Source organism: Pseudomonas sp. MDT1-17 (assembly GCF_054898105.1).
In genome coordinates, this window is sequence record NZ_JBUBVM010000001.1 from 428,566 (window position 1) to 444,652 (window position 16,087).

General features: G+C 59.0%; 16 protein-coding genes. 10 read left to right on the forward strand and 6 right to left on the reverse strand.

All coding sequences use genetic code 11. From position 1 onward, the window contains the following. Position 1: 1 nt before the first annotated feature. From ACYZTX_RS01830 to ACYZTX_RS01840, 3 genes are all read right to left on the reverse strand, one after another. Positions 2 to 643 carry a thiol:disulfide interchange protein DsbA/DsbL gene (locus tag ACYZTX_RS01830; RefSeq protein WP_462032708.1) on the reverse strand — a complete coding sequence of 214 codons (642 nt, stop codon included), beginning with the start codon at positions 641 to 643 and terminating at the stop codon, positions 2 to 4. A gap of 200 nt (positions 644 to 843) precedes the next feature. Next, positions 844 to 1,455 (reverse strand): c-type cytochrome, encoded by a 612-nt coding sequence (locus tag ACYZTX_RS01835; protein ID WP_462032709.1) that lies wholly within the window; start codon positions 1,453 to 1,455, stop codon positions 844 to 846. Positions 1,456 to 1,501: 46 nt separating this feature from the next. Next, positions 1,502 to 1,792: a c-type cytochrome gene (locus ACYZTX_RS01840; RefSeq protein WP_462032710.1), complete on the reverse strand. Its 291-nt coding sequence runs from the start codon at positions 1,790 to 1,792 to the stop codon at positions 1,502 to 1,504. A gap of 191 nt (positions 1,793 to 1,983) precedes the next feature. Between ACYZTX_RS01840 and yihA the strand changes: the two genes are divergently transcribed. After that, complete coding sequence (yihA, locus tag ACYZTX_RS01845; protein ID WP_046044882.1) at positions 1,984 to 2,625, forward strand: ribosome biogenesis GTP-binding protein YihA/YsxC; 642 nt, start codon at positions 1,984 to 1,986, stop codon at positions 2,623 to 2,625. 302 nt (positions 2,626 to 2,927) lie between these two features. Here yihA and polA read toward each other — a convergent pair whose 3' ends face one another. After that, a complete protein-coding gene (polA, locus tag ACYZTX_RS01850) occupies positions 2,928 to 5,699 on the reverse strand; it encodes a DNA polymerase I (RefSeq protein ID WP_462032711.1) in 2,772 nt (923 codons plus the stop codon). Between the two features lie 74 nt (positions 5,700 to 5,773). Here polA and ACYZTX_RS01855 point away from each other — a divergent pair, with 74 nt between their 5' ends. Together ACYZTX_RS01855 and ACYZTX_RS01860 are read left to right on the forward strand one after the other, a co-directional pair. Then, the gene (locus tag ACYZTX_RS01855) at positions 5,774 to 6,064 is read left to right on the forward strand and encodes a DUF2782 domain-containing protein (protein ID WP_461961903.1); all 291 of its coding nucleotides are present in this window, start codon (positions 5,774 to 5,776) and stop codon (positions 6,062 to 6,064) included. Between the two features lie 56 nt (positions 6,065 to 6,120). Continuing rightward, positions 6,121 to 7,071 carry a homoserine kinase gene (locus ACYZTX_RS01860; protein WP_462032712.1) on the forward strand — a complete coding sequence of 317 codons (951 nt, stop codon included), beginning with the start codon at positions 6,121 to 6,123 and terminating at the stop codon, positions 7,069 to 7,071. A 90-nt stretch (positions 7,072 to 7,161) separates the two neighbouring features. Here the strand turns inward: ACYZTX_RS01860 and ACYZTX_RS01865 are convergent, their stop codons facing one another. Continuing rightward, a complete protein-coding gene (locus tag ACYZTX_RS01865; protein WP_462032713.1) occupies positions 7,162 to 8,082 on the reverse strand; it encodes a zinc ABC transporter substrate-binding protein in 921 nt (306 codons plus the stop codon). 66 nt (positions 8,083 to 8,148) lie between these two features. Here ACYZTX_RS01865 and zur point away from each other — a divergent pair, with 66 nt between their 5' ends. The 4 genes from zur to ACYZTX_RS01885 are packed head-to-tail and all read left to right on the forward strand — an operon-like array spanning position 8,149 to position 10,951. Next, on the forward strand, positions 8,149 to 8,631 hold the full coding sequence (gene zur / locus ACYZTX_RS01870) for a zinc uptake transcriptional repressor Zur (protein ID WP_462032714.1): 483 nt from the start codon (positions 8,149 to 8,151) through the stop codon (positions 8,629 to 8,631). Continuing rightward, on the forward strand, positions 8,631 to 9,416 hold the full coding sequence (gene znuC, locus ACYZTX_RS01875; protein WP_462032715.1) for a zinc ABC transporter ATP-binding protein ZnuC: 786 nt from the start codon (positions 8,631 to 8,633) through the stop codon (positions 9,414 to 9,416). Before zur ends, znuC begins: the two co-directional genes overlap by 1 nt. After that, complete coding sequence (znuB, locus tag ACYZTX_RS01880; protein WP_056738429.1) at positions 9,409 to 10,197, forward strand: zinc ABC transporter permease subunit ZnuB; 789 nt, start codon at positions 9,409 to 9,411, stop codon at positions 10,195 to 10,197. The genes znuC and znuB overlap by 8 nt, the downstream gene beginning before the upstream one ends. Before the next feature lie 37 nt (positions 10,198 to 10,234). Next, positions 10,235 to 10,951 (forward strand): PA5502 family lipoprotein, encoded by a 717-nt coding sequence (locus ACYZTX_RS01885; RefSeq protein ID WP_462032717.1) that lies wholly within the window; start codon positions 10,235 to 10,237, stop codon positions 10,949 to 10,951. A 133-nt stretch (positions 10,952 to 11,084) separates the two neighbouring features. Here the strand turns inward: ACYZTX_RS01885 and katE are convergent, their stop codons facing one another. Next, entirely contained in the window at positions 11,085 to 13,274 is a 2,190-nt protein-coding gene (gene katE / locus ACYZTX_RS01890) for a catalase HPII (protein ID WP_462032718.1), read from the reverse strand. Between the two features lie 214 nt (positions 13,275 to 13,488). On the opposite strand from katE, the gene ACYZTX_RS01895 reads away from it, so the two are divergent. From ACYZTX_RS01895 to ACYZTX_RS01905, 3 genes are all read left to right on the forward strand, one after another. Beyond that, a complete protein-coding gene (locus tag ACYZTX_RS01895) occupies positions 13,489 to 14,496 on the forward strand; it encodes a methionine ABC transporter ATP-binding protein (RefSeq protein ID WP_462032719.1) in 1,008 nt (335 codons plus the stop codon). Then, positions 14,496 to 15,170 (forward strand): methionine ABC transporter permease, encoded by a 675-nt coding sequence (locus ACYZTX_RS01900; RefSeq protein ID WP_462032720.1) that lies wholly within the window; start codon positions 14,496 to 14,498, stop codon positions 15,168 to 15,170. Before ACYZTX_RS01895 ends, ACYZTX_RS01900 begins: the two co-directional genes overlap by 1 nt. 62 nt (positions 15,171 to 15,232) lie before the next feature. Continuing rightward, positions 15,233 to 16,003 (forward strand): MetQ/NlpA family ABC transporter substrate-binding protein, encoded by a 771-nt coding sequence (locus ACYZTX_RS01905; RefSeq protein ID WP_462032721.1) that lies wholly within the window; start codon positions 15,233 to 15,235, stop codon positions 16,001 to 16,003. The last annotated feature ends 84 nt before the right edge of the window (positions 16,004 to 16,087 follow it).

The window sequence follows — 16,087 nt, forward strand, 5'->3', positions numbered from 1 at the left end:
CTTAGTTGGCAGCAGCCTTGTTAGCCGCTCGCTCTTTGTCGACCAGTTTGTCGGCCAATTGCAGTGCTTGCTCGGCGCCGCCGGCAGAGCCCACGTCGAAGCGATACTTGCCGTTGACGATCATGGTTGGAACGCCGGTAATTTCATACTTTTTGGCCAGTTCACGGGCCTGAACGATCTTGCCTTTGATGGCGAAGGAATCGAAGGTCGCCAGGAACTTGTCCTTGTCTACGCCTTGAGTCGCCAGGAAGTCGGCCATTTCATTCTTGTCGACCAGCTTCTTGTGTTCTTTCTGAATCGCGTTGAACACAGCAGCGTGGACCTTGTTGTCGACACCCATCGCTTCCAGGGTCAGGAACAATTGACCGTGAGCATCCCATGGGCCGCCGAACATGGCAGGGATACGTACGAAATTCACATCGGAAGGCAGTTTCTCAACCCAAGGATTGATCACCGGTTCAAAAGCGTAGCAGTGCGGGCAGCCGTACCAGAACAGCTCCACGACTTCGATCTTGCCAGGCACGGCGACCGGAACCGGATTGGTCAGTTCGACATAAGGGGCGGCGGGTGCTTCGGCGGCTTGGGCAGTCATGCCGAACAGGCTGGCAGCGACAAGTGCGGCGCTGATGATCAGATTACGCATGCTTTACTCCTGGACAATTTGGGTCGCCTCGCGCGACCTGTTTTCAGACAGGTCCTGGCGGGCTTGAGTTCTGTAGTGTAACGGCAGCGGCCACAAAAAAGGGCGGCCTAAGCCACCCTTTTTATACTTGCTGCGACGGATTAATAGAGCGTTAACATTGCAGGAGATGTACACCTCACGCAACGCTCGAGCCGCCGGCCTTAGTGCAGACCCTGAATGTAGCTGGACACCGCTGCGATGTCTTCGTCACTCAGCCGTTTGGCGATGCTCTGCATCGGCTTGGTGTCGCCATCGTTGGTGCGGCCGGCTTCTTCCTTGCGGAAGTCGGTCAGTTGCTTGGCGATGTATTGAGCGTGCTGGCCGCCCAGGTGCGGGAAACCGGCAGCCGCGTTGCCCTTGCCGTCTGGAGCGTGGCAGCCGGTGCAGGCCGGCAGGCCCTTGGCCAGATCACCGCCGCGGAACAGTGCTTCACCGCGAGCCACGACTTTCGGGTCGGCGGCGCCAACGCTGCCTTTCTGGCTGGCGAAGTAAGCAGAGATATCGGCCAGGTCCTGATCGCTCAGGTTGGTCAGCAGGCCGGTCATTTCCAGCACCGTGCGTTTGCCGGACTTGATGTCGACCAGCTGCTTGTTCAGATAACGTTCGCCCTGGCCTGCCAGTTTCGGAAAGTTAGGCGCCATACTGTTGCCATCCGGGCCATGACAGGCGCCACATACTGCGGCTTTCGCCTGACCAGCAGTTGCATCACCTGCAGCATGGGCAATGCCGGAGATCCCCACGGTCAACAGCAGACTCACGATCAATTTGTTCATCAGCTAATCCAACTACGGCTAAGGGTTAAAGAGTTATGGGCCGGGATCACTCGCTCATCCACTGGATGATTGCTCGGTAATCCTCGGCACTGCAGTCCATGCACAAACCACGCGGCGGCATCGCCTTGAAACCCTGGGTCACGTGTTGCACCAGCGTCTCCAAACCTTTCGCCAACCTCGGCGTCCAAGCTTCCTGATCGCCCTTTTGAGGCGCCATGGGTAGTTGGCCGGAATGACAGGCACCACAAACACGGTTGTACACAGCTTCCGGATCCTGTGTAGCCTGAGCGCTGTAAAGCGGCATCAAGACACCGGCAGCTAGCAGCCATTTCGTCATAAAACGACCTTTTCAGGGTTGAGAGCGTGCTGCGTTCTAGTGTGCAATCAAGGTCAATCGCTCTCGTGAACTTCATCCTACGCTGGGACAAAGCGCACACAAAATCTGCGGCATTATATACTGGCGTCACTGAAACGGAAACGACACTGCTCGCCGCGTCCATTCCCGGCGCCGCCCACATCGGAAATCCCATGCAACTCAAGAATCCCATCCTCGGTCTGTGCCAACAGTCCACCTTCATGCTCAGCGCCGCCAAAGTCGACCAATGTCCCGACGACGAAGGCTTTGAAGTGGCCTTCGCCGGGCGTTCCAACGCCGGCAAGTCCAGTGCTCTGAACACTCTGACGCACGCCAGCCTGGCGCGAACCTCGAAAACTCCGGGGCGCACTCAGCTCTTGAACTTCTTCAAGCTAGACGATGATCGCCGTCTGGTCGACCTGCCAGGTTATGGTTACGCGAAAGTGCCTATCCCGTTGAAGCTGCACTGGCAGCGTCACCTGGAAGCGTATCTGGGTGGTCGCGAGAGTTTGAAAGGTCTGATTTTGATGATGGACATCCGTCATCCAATGACCGACTTCGACCTGCTGATGCTCGACTGGGCCGTCGCCAGCGGCATGCCGATGCACATTTTGCTGACCAAAGCCGACAAGCTGACCTACGGCGCGGCGAAAAACGTCCTGCTCAAGGTTCAGGCAGACATCCGCAAGGGTTGGGGCGATGCGATCAGCATCCAATTGTTTTCGGCGCCAAAACGCATGGGCCTGGAAGACGCCTACACTGTACTGGCAGGCTGGATGGAACTGGCCGACAAGGGCGCGGAGCTTGCCGAGTAAGCTGTCCAAACAAAAGCAGCAGGCAAAAAAAACCCCGGACTTCTTATGGGGAGGGGGAAGTTCCGGGGTTCAAGTTCCGAACCGCTAGGGCGGGGTCCAGATATCTGCCAACACTTAACACAACATTAGGAGCATCGAAGGGCTTCACCACCCATTCAGTAACTCTGAGTGGCGATTCAGGAGATTAGTTCAGAATTTTTTAAAAAGCCTTTGGAATAGGCCATCGAATTTTCCGAACTAAGCGCCCTTCGTCCCTTCTGCCGCGGCACTATGCCGCAGCAGAAAGCACCTTTTCAGACGGCTCAGTGAGCCTCATCCCAGTTATTTCCTACACCAACCTCCACCAAGAGCGGCACATCAAGCTTCGCTGCGCCGCTCATGTGCACGCGGATTTCATCACGGACCTGGTCGACCAAATCTTCACGCACTTCCAGAACCAATTCATCGTGCACCTGCAGGATGACTTTGGCGTCTAGGCCTGACGCCGTCAGCCAGCTGTCCACGGCAATCATGGCTTTCTTGATAATGTCCGCCGCGGTGCCTTGCATCGGGGCGTTGATCGCCGTGCGTTCGGCACCTTTGCGCAGGGCCGGGTTTTTCGCGTTGATTTCCGGCAGGTACAAGCGACGACCGAAGATGGTTTCGACGAAACCTTGTTCGGCGGCTTGGGCGCGGGTGCGCTCCATGTATTCCAGCACGCCCGGGTAACGGGCGAAGTAACGGTCGATGTAGGCTTGGGATTGCTTGCGATCAACGCCAATCTGCTTGGCCAGGCCAAACGCGCTCATGCCGTAGATCAAGCCGAAGTTGATCGCCTTGGCGCTGCGCCGTTGGTCGGTGGTGACGTCCGCCAGTTCAACCCCGAAGACTTCCGCTGCAGTGGCTTTGTGCACGTCCAGATCGTTGCGGAAGGCGTGCAGCAAACCTTCGTCCTTGGCCAGGTGAGCCATGATCCGCAGTTCGATTTGTGAATAGTCGGCGGCCAGCAGCTTGTAGCCTTTGGGCGCGACGAACGCCTGACGAATCCGGCGACCTTCGGCGGTGCGGATTGGAATGTTCTGCAGGTTCGGATCGCTGGACGACAAGCGCCCGGTCGCCGCTACGGCTTGGTGGTAAGAGGTGTGAATCCGTCCGGTGCGCGGGTTGATCTGCTCTGGCAGGCGATCGGTGTAGGTGCTTTTCAGCTTGCTCATCGAGCGGTACTGCATCAGCACCTTGGGCAGCGGAAAATCCTGTTCGGCCAGTTCCGCGAGCACGGCTTCGGCGGTGGACGCCTGGCCCTTGGCGGTTTTGCTGAGGATCGGCAGGCCGAGTTTTTCATACAGGATCACGCCCAATTGCTTTGGCGAGCCGAGGTTGAATTCTTCCCCGGCGATGGCAAACGCCTCACGTTCAAGGGCGACCAGTTTCTCGCCCAGTTCCACGCTCTGAATGCCCAGCAGGTTGGCATCGACCAATGCGCCCTGGCGTTCGATTCGTGCCAGCACCGGCACCAACGGCATTTCGATTTCGCTCAGAACCTTGCTCAGGCTCGGGATGGCATTGAGCTTTTCCTGCAGGGTTTGATGCAGGCGCAGCGTCACGTCGGCGTCTTCGGCGGCGTAAGGCCCGGCCAGCTCCAGGGATATCTGGTCAAACGTCAGCTGCTTGACGCCCTTGCCGGCGATGTCCTGAAAACTGGTGGTGGTGTGATTCAGGTATTTGAGCGCGAGGCTGTCCATGTCGTGACGGGTCGCGGTGGAGTCCAGTACATAGGACTCAAGCATCGTGTCGAAAGCGACGCCTTGCACGGTGATGCCGCAGCTCTGATCGCCACCAATGGCGCAGTTGGCCAGGATGTTCATGTCGAATTTGGCGTGTTGGCCGACTTTAAGCTTGTTCGGGTCTTCCAGGATCGGTTTCAGTGCCCGCAACACGGTATCGCGATCGAGCTGATCGGGCACGCCCATGTAGGAATGGGTGAGCGGGATGTAGGCCGCTTCGTTGGCTTGTACAGCGAAAGACAAACCGACCAATTGCGCCTGCTGCGCATCGATGCCAGTGGTTTCGGTGTCGAAGGCAATCAGCTTGGCGTCGTTGAGCTTCTTCAGCCATAGGTCGAAGTCCGCCTGGGTGAGGATCGTTGTGTACTTGAGCTCAGTCTCGGCGATGGCTTCTTCAGCCACCGGAGCCGTCACTTCCTGGCCGGACCGCTTGGCGTCGCGCTGGTTATCTTCGAACCAGCTCTTGAACTCCAGCAGGGTATAGAGCTCGGCAAGTTTGTCGTGATCCGGCTTGCCCATTTGCAGGTCGTCGAGGCCGATATCCAGCGGCACGTCGATCTTGATGGTTGCCAATTGGTAGGAGAGGAATGCCATCTCCTTGTGCTCTTCGAGCTTGGCCGGCAGGGTCTTGGCCCCGCGAATCGGCAGGGTCGGGACGATATCGAGCTGCGCATAGAGCTCAGTCAGACCACCATTTACACCCACCAACAGGCCGGAAGCCGTCTTCGGACCAATGCCCGGAACGCCCGGAATGTTGTCGGAAGAATCGCCCATCAGTGCCAGGTAATCGATGATCTGCTCGGGAGCGACGCCGAATTTCTCCTTCACGCCCTCCACGTCCAACGCGCTACCGGTCATGGTATTGACCAAGGTAATGTGGCCGTCGACCAGCTGCGCCATGTCCTTGTCGCCGGTGGAGATCACCACCGGGCGGTCGGCCGCCGCGCTGCTGCGGGCCAGGGTGCCGATCACGTCATCGGCCTCGACGCCTTCGACGCACAGCAGCGGGAAGCCCAGGGCGATCACGCTTTGGTGCAGCGGCTCGATTTGCACGCGCATGTCGTCGGGCATGCTCGGACGGTTGGCCTTGTATTCGGCGTACATGTCATCGCGAAAGGTCCCACCCTTGGCGTCGAACACCACGGCGAACGGACTGTCCGGGTACTGCTTGCGCAGGCTCTTGAGCATGTTCAACACGCCTTTGACCGCACCGGTCGGCAGGCCTTTGGACGTGGTCAGTGGTGGGAGGGCGTGAAAGGCGCGGTACAGGTAAGAAGAACCGTCCACCAGGACGAGGGGGGCTTGGCTCATGAGCAGGATCAACCTTTTCGGCGGGTCCGGCGCTAGAATAGCGGGACCGTTGACGACAAAGGGACAAGGTTATCATGCGCACACTAAATCGCTTGCTGCTGGCTGGCTTGTTTGCAATCGCTCCAATAGCCGTCATGGCGGCGGACGATGCACCGTCGTCGGACCCAGACGTCACCATTCGCACGGAAGGCGATAAAACCATCCAGGAATACCGCCAAAACGGTTTCCTGTACGCGATCAAGGTTACCCCGAAAGGCGCACCGCCTTACTTTTTGGTGCGTGCGGACGGAACGGATGCAAACTTCATCCGCTCGGATCAGCCGGATATGCTGATTCCGTCGTGGAAGATTTTTGAATGGAAGTAGTTTCTTAATCAATCGGCGCTGGCTCAAGTAGCGGCGCCCGTACTGGCAGTTTAAACATGTCTGTGTTCACCCCGCTGGCTCGGCCCGAGCTGGAAACCTTTCTCGCCCCTTACGGGCTCGGCCGCCTGCTTGATTTCCAGGGGATTGCCGCTGGTAGCGAAAACACCAATTTCTTTATCAGCCTGGAGCAGGGCGAATTTGTCCTGACCCTGGTGGAGCGTGGTCCGGTTCAGGAGATGCCATTCTTCATTGAACTGCTCGACGTGCTGCACGATGCCGACCTGCCTGTGCCTTATGCATTGCGCACCACCGACGGCGTCGCCTTGCGCGAACTGGCCGGCAAGCCCGCGCTGTTGCAGCCACGCCTGGCCGGCAAGCACATCAAGGAAGCCAACGCGCAACATTGCGCTCAGGTCGGCGAGTTGCTTGGTCATCTGCATCTGGCAACCCAGGCCAACATGATCAAGCGCAAGACTGATCGCGGCCTGGACTGGATGCTGGAGGAGGGCACGCAGTTGCTGTCGCACCTGAGTGCCGAGCAGAGCGATCTGCTGCAACGGGCTCTGGACGAAATCACACAGAAGAAGACGAAAATTCTGGCGCTGCCGCGAGCCAACATCCACGCCGACCTGTTCCGCGATAACGCGATGTTCGAAGGCACTCACCTGACCGGGTTGATCGACTTCTACAACGCCTGTTCGGGGCCGATGCTCTACGACGTGGCGATTGCGTTGAACGACTGGTGTTCAGACGTGCACGGGGTGATCGACGGACCACGAGCGCGGGCATTGCTGGGCGCTTATGCAGCGTTGCGACCATTTACCGCAGCCGAAGCCGAGTTGTGGCCGACTATGTTGCGGGTGGCGTGTGTACGGTTCTGGTTGTCGCGGTTGATTGCGGCGGAGTCTTTCGCCGGGCAGGACGTGTTGATTCACGATCCGATGGAGTTTCAGCAGCGATTAGCGCAGCGTCAGAAGGTCAGCACACCGCTGCCTTTCGCCCTCTGAAAGCTTCGCGAGCAGGCTCGCTCCCACAAGATTTATGCGGTCTATGTGAGAGCGAGCCTGCTCGCGAATGGGGCGACACCAATGTCCGGGTTACAGCGACTCCAGACAACCCGCCAAATCATTCCCCAACTTCTCCAGCACTTGCTCATACCCCTGAGCGGTCGCCGGCGTGTACCCGCCCAGTGCGTCCAGTTCCGCGAGTTTCACCGGCAGACCTGCCACCAGGGTTTCTGCCAGGCGCGGACGCAGCGGCGGTTCGCTGAACACGCAGGTTTTACCGATTTCCTGCAGTCGAGTGCGCATCGCCGCGACGTGCTGGGCGCCGGGTTGGACCTCGGCCGCGACGCTGAATACGCCGGCATGCTTGAGGCCGTAGGCGTCTTCAAAGTAGTCGAAGGCCTCATGGAATACGAAATACGGTTTGCCAGCGATGCCGGCCAGACGCGCCTTCAAGCGAAGATCCATCGCATCCAGACGCACATCGAACGCCTTGAGGTTGCTCTGATAACGCACTGCATTGGAAGGATCGGCTGCACTCAGGTCAGCAGCCATTTTTGTGGCGATTACACGAGCGTTGACCGGCGAAAGCCACAAATGCGCGTCCAGACTGCCGGGGCGGTGGTCGTGGTCATGTTCGTCGGCTTCTTCAGCATGGGAGTGGCTATCTTCGGCGAAACGTCGCAGTTTCAGGCCCGGCAGGTCCTGCACGGCGACGCTGGGCAGCGTACGACCGTTCAGCACGCGAGGCAGGAAACCTTCCATGGCCGGGCCGATCCAGTAAACCAGATCCACCGACTGCACCTTCCGTACGTCGGATGGGCGCAAGGCATAGTTATGAGGCGAGGCGCCGGGCGGCAGCAAGACTTCCGGAATCGCCACACCGTCCAGCACCGCAGCGGCGATCAGCTGTAGAGGCTTGATACTGGTGAGAACTTTGACTTCGGCGTGAGCTGAACCCATCAGCAGAAAACTTGCGACAAATGCGACAAAGATAGAAAAAAGTCGGGACACGATGACCACTCGAAGAGGTGAGAACGGGTAACATAATAACGTCTCTCACAAAACTCGTCGCCGCTCATGCCTAAAACACCGATTGCCAGCCGTCCCCACGACCACTCTCATTGCGTCCATAGCGCATTGTCTGAGGCCGATACTCTGTGCGCACGTCAAGGCCTGCGCCTGACCGCCTTGCGCCGGCGGGTGCTAGAACTGGTATGGCAAAGCCACAAACCGTTGGGTGCCTACGACATTCTCGCGGTGCTCAGCGAGCAGGACGGCCGCCGCGCGGCGCCGCCGACCGTGTACCGTGCGCTGGATTTCCTGCTGGAAAACGGCCTCGTACACCGCATCTCCTCGCTAAACGCCTTCGTCGGCTGCAATCATCCGGGACACGCCCACCAGGGCCAGTTCCTGATCTGCCGTGAATGCCACGCTGCAATTGAACTTGAACAAAAATCCATCAGCGACGCGATTATCGGCAGCGCCAAGGATGTCGGATTTATCGTGGAAGGCCAAACCGTTGAAGTGGTCGGCCTCTGCTCGGGTTGCCAGGGGGTTTGATGAGCAACGTGCTGATTCGCCTCGAGCAGGTTGCCGTCACTTTTGCCGGGCAAAGCGTGCTGGATAACATTGATCTGAGCGTCGAGCCCGGGCAGATCGTCACCCTGATCGGCCCCAATGGTGCCGGCAAGACGACCCTGGTGCGCGCCGTTCTTGGATTGTTGAAACCGGACAGCGGTAGCGTGTGGCGCAAGCCGAAACTGCGGGTCGGTTACATGCCGCAAAAACTTCACGTCGATCCGACGCTGCCGCTGTCGGTGCTGCGCTTCTTGCGTCTGGTGCCGGGCGTGGACCGTGCCACTGCCTTGGCGGCACTCAAGGAAGTCGGCGCCGAACAGGTGATCGACAGCCCGGTGCAAAGTGTTTCCGGTGGCGAAATGCAGCGGGTGCTGCTGGCCCGGGCATTGTTGCGCGAGCCGGAACTGCTGGTGCTCGACGAACCTGTGCAAGGCGTCGACGTGGCCGGTCAGGCTGAGCTCTACAGCCTGATCACCCGATTGCGTGACCGTCACGGCTGCGGCGTGTTGATGGTGTCCCACGATCTGCACCTGGTGATGAGCACCACCGATCAGGTGGTCTGCCTCAACCGTCACGTCTGCTGCTCCGGGCACCCCGAGCAGGTCAGCGGCGATCCGGCTTTCGTCGAGCTGTTCGGAAAGAACGCACAGAGCCTGGCGATTTATCACCACCATCACGACCACGCCCATGACTTGCATGGTTCTGTGGTCAGCGCGGCCCCGTCGGCCCCTACCCACGTTCACGGAGATGGCTGCAAGCATGGCTGATTTTCTGCTCTACGCCCTGCTTGCAGGTCTGGCCTTGGCGTTGGTCGCGGGCCCGTTGGGTTCGTTCGTGGTCTGGCGGCGCATGGCCTATTTCGGCGACACCCTTTCCCATGCTGCGCTGCTCGGCGTGGCACTGGGCTTTCTGCTGGATGTCAGCCCGACCGTTGCGGTCACCGTAGGCTGTTTGCTGTTAGCTGTGCTGCTGGTGACCTTGCAACAGCGCCAACCGCTGGCGTCCGACACGCTTTTGGGAATTCTCGCACCGAGCACGCTCTCTCTGGGCTTGGTCGTACTAAGCTTCATGCACGAAGTGCGGATCGACCTGATGGCTTATCTGTTCGGCGACCTGCTGGCGATCAGTCCGACCGATCTGGCCTGGATACTTGGCGGCAGCGCGGCCGTTCTGGCCTTGCTGGTGACGTTGTGGCGGCCATTGCTGGCGATCACCGTGCACGAAGAATTGGCCAGGGTTGAAGGTCTGCCGGTGGCGGCGTTGCGCCTGACCCTGATGTTGTTGATTGCCGTGGTGATCGCGGTGGCGATGAAAATCGTCGGCGTGTTACTGATTACTTCACTACTGATTATCCCGGCGGCTGCGGCACAACGTCACGCCCGGTCACCGGAGCAGATGGCACTGGGCGCGAGCCTGCTGGGTATGCTCGCGGTCTGTGGCGGACTGTCGCTGTCATGGTTCAAAGACACCCCGGCAGGCCCATCGATTGTTGTGACGGCCGCCGCACTGTTTCTGCTGAGTTTTGTCCTGCCCCGTCGAGGGGTGTAGACTTGCTCGTTTTTTGCGCAAATAGAGAGTCGCAGGAATGAAGTCGTTCGCCTCCCGTTATCTGCTCCTTGTCGCATTTTCGCTGCTACTGGGCGCTTGCCAAAGCACGCCACCGGCGGCCACCGAGGCTACCGGTGCACGGGCCACGGCCATCGCACAGCTGGAAAAAAACCTCGCCAGCAGCGAACTGGCTACCGCCGAAGCTCAACTGGCTGCCTTGCAGGCCGAGTCGCCCAATGATCAATCCCTTGAGCAATACCAGCGGCAACTGGCCGAAGCCTATCTGCGCCGCAGTCAAATCGTGCTGCAGAAAGGCGATGTGAATGCGGCTGCCACGGCGCTGAGCCGCGCCCGGGCGCTGATGCCCAAGGCTCCGGCGCTGACCGGTGGGGTCAACAACGCCATCGTTGATGCCCGCAAAGCTGAGCTGGATAGAGCCGAAGCTGCGCTCATGGCTGCCGAAGCCAAACCACAGGCCAAAGTCATTGATCCTACGGCTGAAAGCACCACGATTGCGTTGAACCTGACGGATATGACCAAGCTTCGTCGCCAACTGGATGCGATCGCCGCCGATGTGGTGAATTACCAGTGTGACGTGAGTATCCAGGCGCCACGCACCCAGGACTACCCTTGGTTGGCGACGTTGCTGACCAAGCGGGTGAAGAAGCTCGATGCGGATTTTGATCTGAACCTGGAAAAACAGATTTTGCGAAACGTTCCGGCGCAGATGGTCTTGAGTCCGCGTAAGCCCTAAAAGCTTCGTCGGATCGCCGCCCGGAGCCGGCTCGCTCCCACATTGTCCCGGGGTGATCACAAATCTGTGGTCAACCCCAAATCCTGTGGGAGCGAGCCTGCTCGCGAAGGCGTCCTCCCTATCGATACAAAACCTAAGCCGGAATCCCCTTGGCTTTCGGCTCCCTATCCCAAACCCGATGCTGTCCGATCGCGGCAAAAAACGCCTTGAACAGCTTCGCATCCGTACCCACGATCAACCCCGCATCAGCCTCCAGCTTCAACACATCCAGCAACTGCTTGGCCTCGCCATGCAGTGCAATCGCCTTCAAGTGCTTGTACGCCTCCAGCAGGTAATGCAGCGCCACGCCGTCAGTGCTTAAAGCCTTGATCGACGCCGCGCCACCGGGCACAAACACCGCATCGAACGCCACCGAAGGCAAGCCTTCCATCGATGCATCGACTGGCAACGCCTTGCCATCCGCGGTCGTCACAGGCGCAGAAGTCGGGCCGAGCAGTTTGGCGTGCGCACCTTCGGCCATCAGCGCTTTCTTCATGGCATCAATCGCTGCACCATCGACCCCATTGGCTGCCAGGATTGCCACTTTGCGGGTTTTGATATCCGCCGGCAGCAAGTTGGCCTGACTCAGGGCTGGCGAGCGGTCGATTGAAGTTTTCCGCACCTCGACTGTCCCTGCCTTAGGCACCGGCAACCCCAGGTTCTGCGCGACACGCTTGGCCAGCTCCAGATCGATGTTGGCCAGAATCTCATTCACTTCTCGTGCACGAATAAACTCCCGTTCCACCTTGCCGAGTTCGAAGCTGTAAGCCGAGATGATGTGTTCCTGCTCGTGCTTGCTCATGCTGTGGAAGAACAGCCGCGCCTGGGAGAAGTGGTCGCTGAACGATTCGCTACGCTGACGGATCTTGTTGGCGTCGATGCGCTCTGGATAACTTTCAAAGCCGCCGTCCTGTGCTGCCGGCGGGGTTTCCTTCGGCCAACCGCTATCAATGGAGTTCGGCTCGTAGGACGCACGGCCCTTGTCGATGGTGCTGCGATGCAGTGCATCCCGCTGACCATTGTGGAACGGTGCCACCGGGCGATTGATCGGGATCTCGTGAAAGTTCGGCCCGCCGAGTCGGCTGATTTGCGTATCGGTGTAGGAAAACAGGCGACCTTGCAGCAACGGGTCGTTGGAAAAGTCGATCCCCGGCACGATATGCCCAGGACAGAAGGCAACCTGTTCGGTTTCGGCGAAGAAGTTGTCGGGGTTGCGGTTGAGGGTCATTTTGCCCAGCGGGGTGATCGGCACCAGTTCTTCCGGGATCAGCTTGGTCGGGTCGAGGATATCGAAGTCGAATTTATGTTCGTTTTCTTCCTCGATGACCTGTACGCCAAGTTCCCATTCCGGGTAGTCGCCCATCTCGATCGACTCCCAGAGATCGCGGCGGTGGTAATCAGTGTCTTTACCGGCGAGTTTCTGCGCTTCATCCCACACCAGCGAACAGGTCCCGGCCGTGGGGCGCCAGTGGAATTTGACGAAGCGCGATTTACCTTCGGCATTGATCAGGCGGAAGGTGTGCACGCCGAAGCCTTGCATGCTGCGCAGGCTTTTCGGGATGGCCCGGTCGGACATGGTCCAGATCACCATGTGCGCCGACTCCGGTACCAGAGAGACAAAATCCCAAAAGGTATCGTGAGCCGAACCGCCGGTAGGAATCTCGTTGTGCGGCTCGGGTTTTACCGCATGCACGAAGTCGGGAAACTTGATCGCATCCTGTATGAAGAACACCGGCATGTTGTTGCCTACCAGGTCGAAGTTGCCTTCGTCGGTGAAAAACTTCACCGCGAAACCTCGCACGTCCCGCACGGTATCGCCCGACCCACGAGGGCCCTGCACCGTGGAGAAACGGACGAAAACCGGGGTTTTTTGGCTTGGGTCTTGTAGGAACCCAGCCTTGGTCAGCACGGAATGGGTTTCATAGGTCTGGAAATATCCGTGAGCACCCGTGCCGCGGGCGTGGACGATGCGCTCGGGAATGCGTTCATGGTCAAAGTGCGTGATCTTTTCACGCATGATGAAATCTTCCAGCAACGATGGACCGCGCGCGCCGACCTTCAGCGTGTTCTGGTTATCCGAGACTTTCACGCCCTGGTTGGTACGCAGGGCCTGTTCAGTGGCGTCGGAGCGAAATTGTTCCAGGCTGTCGAGCTTGGCATTGGTGTTGCCGCGGTCCAGGGTATCGGTCCCGGCCAGTGCGCTTTTGGTTGCGGCAGGCTTTTTAGTACTCATCAGGCAAAACTCCTCGTTGCGATTCCTGCCGTAGCCAGGACTCTTGAGCAATTCCCCCCGGCACGGCACCGGGGGGCGTTTTCGAGTTGCTTAATTAGTGACTGATTACGTTTTGGGCCGTTCCTTTTTTCTAACCTTTGATCGCGTTATTGCCAAATCGAAGGTTGAATGCGGAATAAATGCTAATAACCTCTATACGGACAGGCTAAAATGCGCGCCCGGCTAACCGCTGATCTTTTCCAACGCGCCCCACAAGGTTCGCTACGTGATCGAGTTTCAAAACGTCCACAAAACCTACCGCGTTGCCGGTAAGGATATTCCCGCGCTGCATCCGACCAGTCTGACGATTGAGAACGGTCAGGTCTTCGGTCTGATCGGCCATTCCGGCGCGGGAAAAAGTACCCTGCTGCGTCTGATCAATCGCCTGGAAGAGTCCAGTGGCGGCAAGATATTTGTCGACGGCGAAGAAGTCACCGCGCTTGACGCCAACAGCCTGCGGCGCTTCCGTCAGCAAGTCGGGATGATTTTCCAGCACTTCAACTTGCTGGCGTCCAAGACCGTGGCGGACAACGTCGCGCTGCCCCTGACCCTCGCCGGCGAACTGTCGCGCAGCGAGATCGACCAGCGTGTCGCCGAGCTGCTGGCGCGGGTTGGCTTGTCCGACCACGCCAAAAAGTACCCGGCGCAATTGTCTGGTGGCCAGAAGCAGCGTGTCGGCATCGCCCGCGCCCTGGCAACCAAGCCGAAAATCCTGCTGTGCGACGAAGCCACCAGCGCGCTGGACCCGCAGACCACTGCGTCGGTCTTGCAATTGCTGGCCGAGATCAATCGTGAACTGAAGCTGACCATCGTTTTGATCACCCACGAGATGGACGTGATCCGCCGGGTCTGCGACCAGGTGGCGGTGATGGACGCTGGCGTGATCGTCGAGCAAGGTTCGGTAGCCGAGGTGTTCCTGCATCCGAAGCACCCGACCACCAAGCGCTTCGTGCAGGAAGACGAGCAGATTGACGAAGGCGAACAGCGCGATGACTTCGCTCACGTGCCGGGTCGCATCGTGCGTCTGACCTTCCAGGGCGAAGCGACCTACGCACCGCTGCTGGGTACTGTCGCTCGGGAAACGGGTGTGGACTACAGCATCCTGGCTGGTCGTATCGACCGCATAAAAGACGTGCCTTACGGGCAGTTGACCCTGGCCGTTACCGGTGGCGACATGGAAGCGGCGTTTGCCCGCTTCACCGCGGCTGACGTCCACATGGAGGTGCTGCGCTGATGGACGCTTTGACAATGTTCTTCTCCAATATCGACTGGTTCGAAATCTGGTTGGCCACCGGCGATACCCTGCTGATGCTCTTCGGTTCGCTGTTGTTTACCGTTTTGCTCGGCCTGCCCTTGGGCGTGCTGTTGTTCCTCTGCAGCCCGCGTCAGTTGCTGGAAGCCAAAGGCGTCTACGCAATGCTGTCGCTGATGGTGAACATCCTGCGTTCGCTGCCGTTCATCATTTTGCTGATCGTGATGATTCCGTTCACCGTGCTGATCACTGGTACGTCCCTCGGTGTCGCCGGTGCGATCCCGCCGCTGGTGGTGGGCGCAACGCCATTCTTCGCGCGACTGGTGGAAACCGCCCTGCGTGAAGTGGATCGCGGCATCATCGAGGCAACCCAGGCGATGGGCGCGACGACGCGGCAGATCATCACCAATGCCTTGCTGCCGGAAGCCCGTCCGGGCATCTTCGCGGCGATTACGGTGACAGCTATTACACTGGTGTCCTACACGGCGATGGCCGGTGTGGTTGGCGCTGGTGGTCTGGGCGACCTGGCGATCCGTTTTGGTTACCAGCGTTTCCAGACCGACGTGATGGTGGTCACCGTGGTGTTGCTGCTGGTGCTGGTCCAAGTGCTGCAAACCGTTGGCGACAAGTTGGTTGTCCACTTCTCTCGTAAATGACAAATGAGCCGGCCATTCGCTGGCAGGCGCCGAAGACAGGCGCCTCACATGGAGTTAGCTGAATGAAAAAACTACTCGTCGCGTTCGCTGCCGTTGCAACGTTTTCCGCACACGCGGATACCCTGACCGTCGCAGCCACCCCGGTTCCGCACGCAGAAATCCTCGAGTTCGTTAAACCGGCCCTGGCCAAAGAAGGCGTGGACCTGAAGGTCAAAGTCTTCACCGACTACATCCAGCCGAATGTGCAGGTTGCCGAAAAACGTCTGGACGCCAACTTCTTCCAGCACCAGCCGTACCTCGATGAGTTCAACAAGGCCAAGAGTACCAATCTGGTTGCCGTTACCGGCGTGCACCTGGAACCGTTGGGCGCTTACTCCAGCAAGTACAAAGCACTGACCGAGCTGCCAGGTGGCGCCAACGTAGTGATCCCGAACGACGCCACCAACGGCGGCCGTGCGCTGTTGCTGCTGGCGAAGGCTGGCCTGATCAAGTTGAAGGACTCGAACAACATCCTCTCGAGCGTCAAGGACATCACCGAGAATTCCAAGGACCTGAAATTCCGTGAACTGGAAGCCGCGACCATCCCGCGCGTGCTGACCCAGGTCGACCTGGCGCTGATCAACACCAACTATGCACTGGAAGCCAAGCTTGATCCGGCCAAGGATGCGTTGGTCATTGAAGGCAGCGACTCGCCCTACGTGAACATCCTCGTTGCCCGTCCAGACGATAAGGACAGCGAAGCGATGAAGAAGCTGGTTGCTGCGCTGCACAGCCCGGAAGTGAAAGCCTTCATCCTCGAGAAGTACAAAGGCGCGGTCGTGCCGGCGTTCTGATCTGCTGAAGCAACGAAAAAAGGGGCGCATTGAATGCGCCCCTTTTTTACGCCTGAAACACCGTTCCTGTGGGAGCGAGCCTGC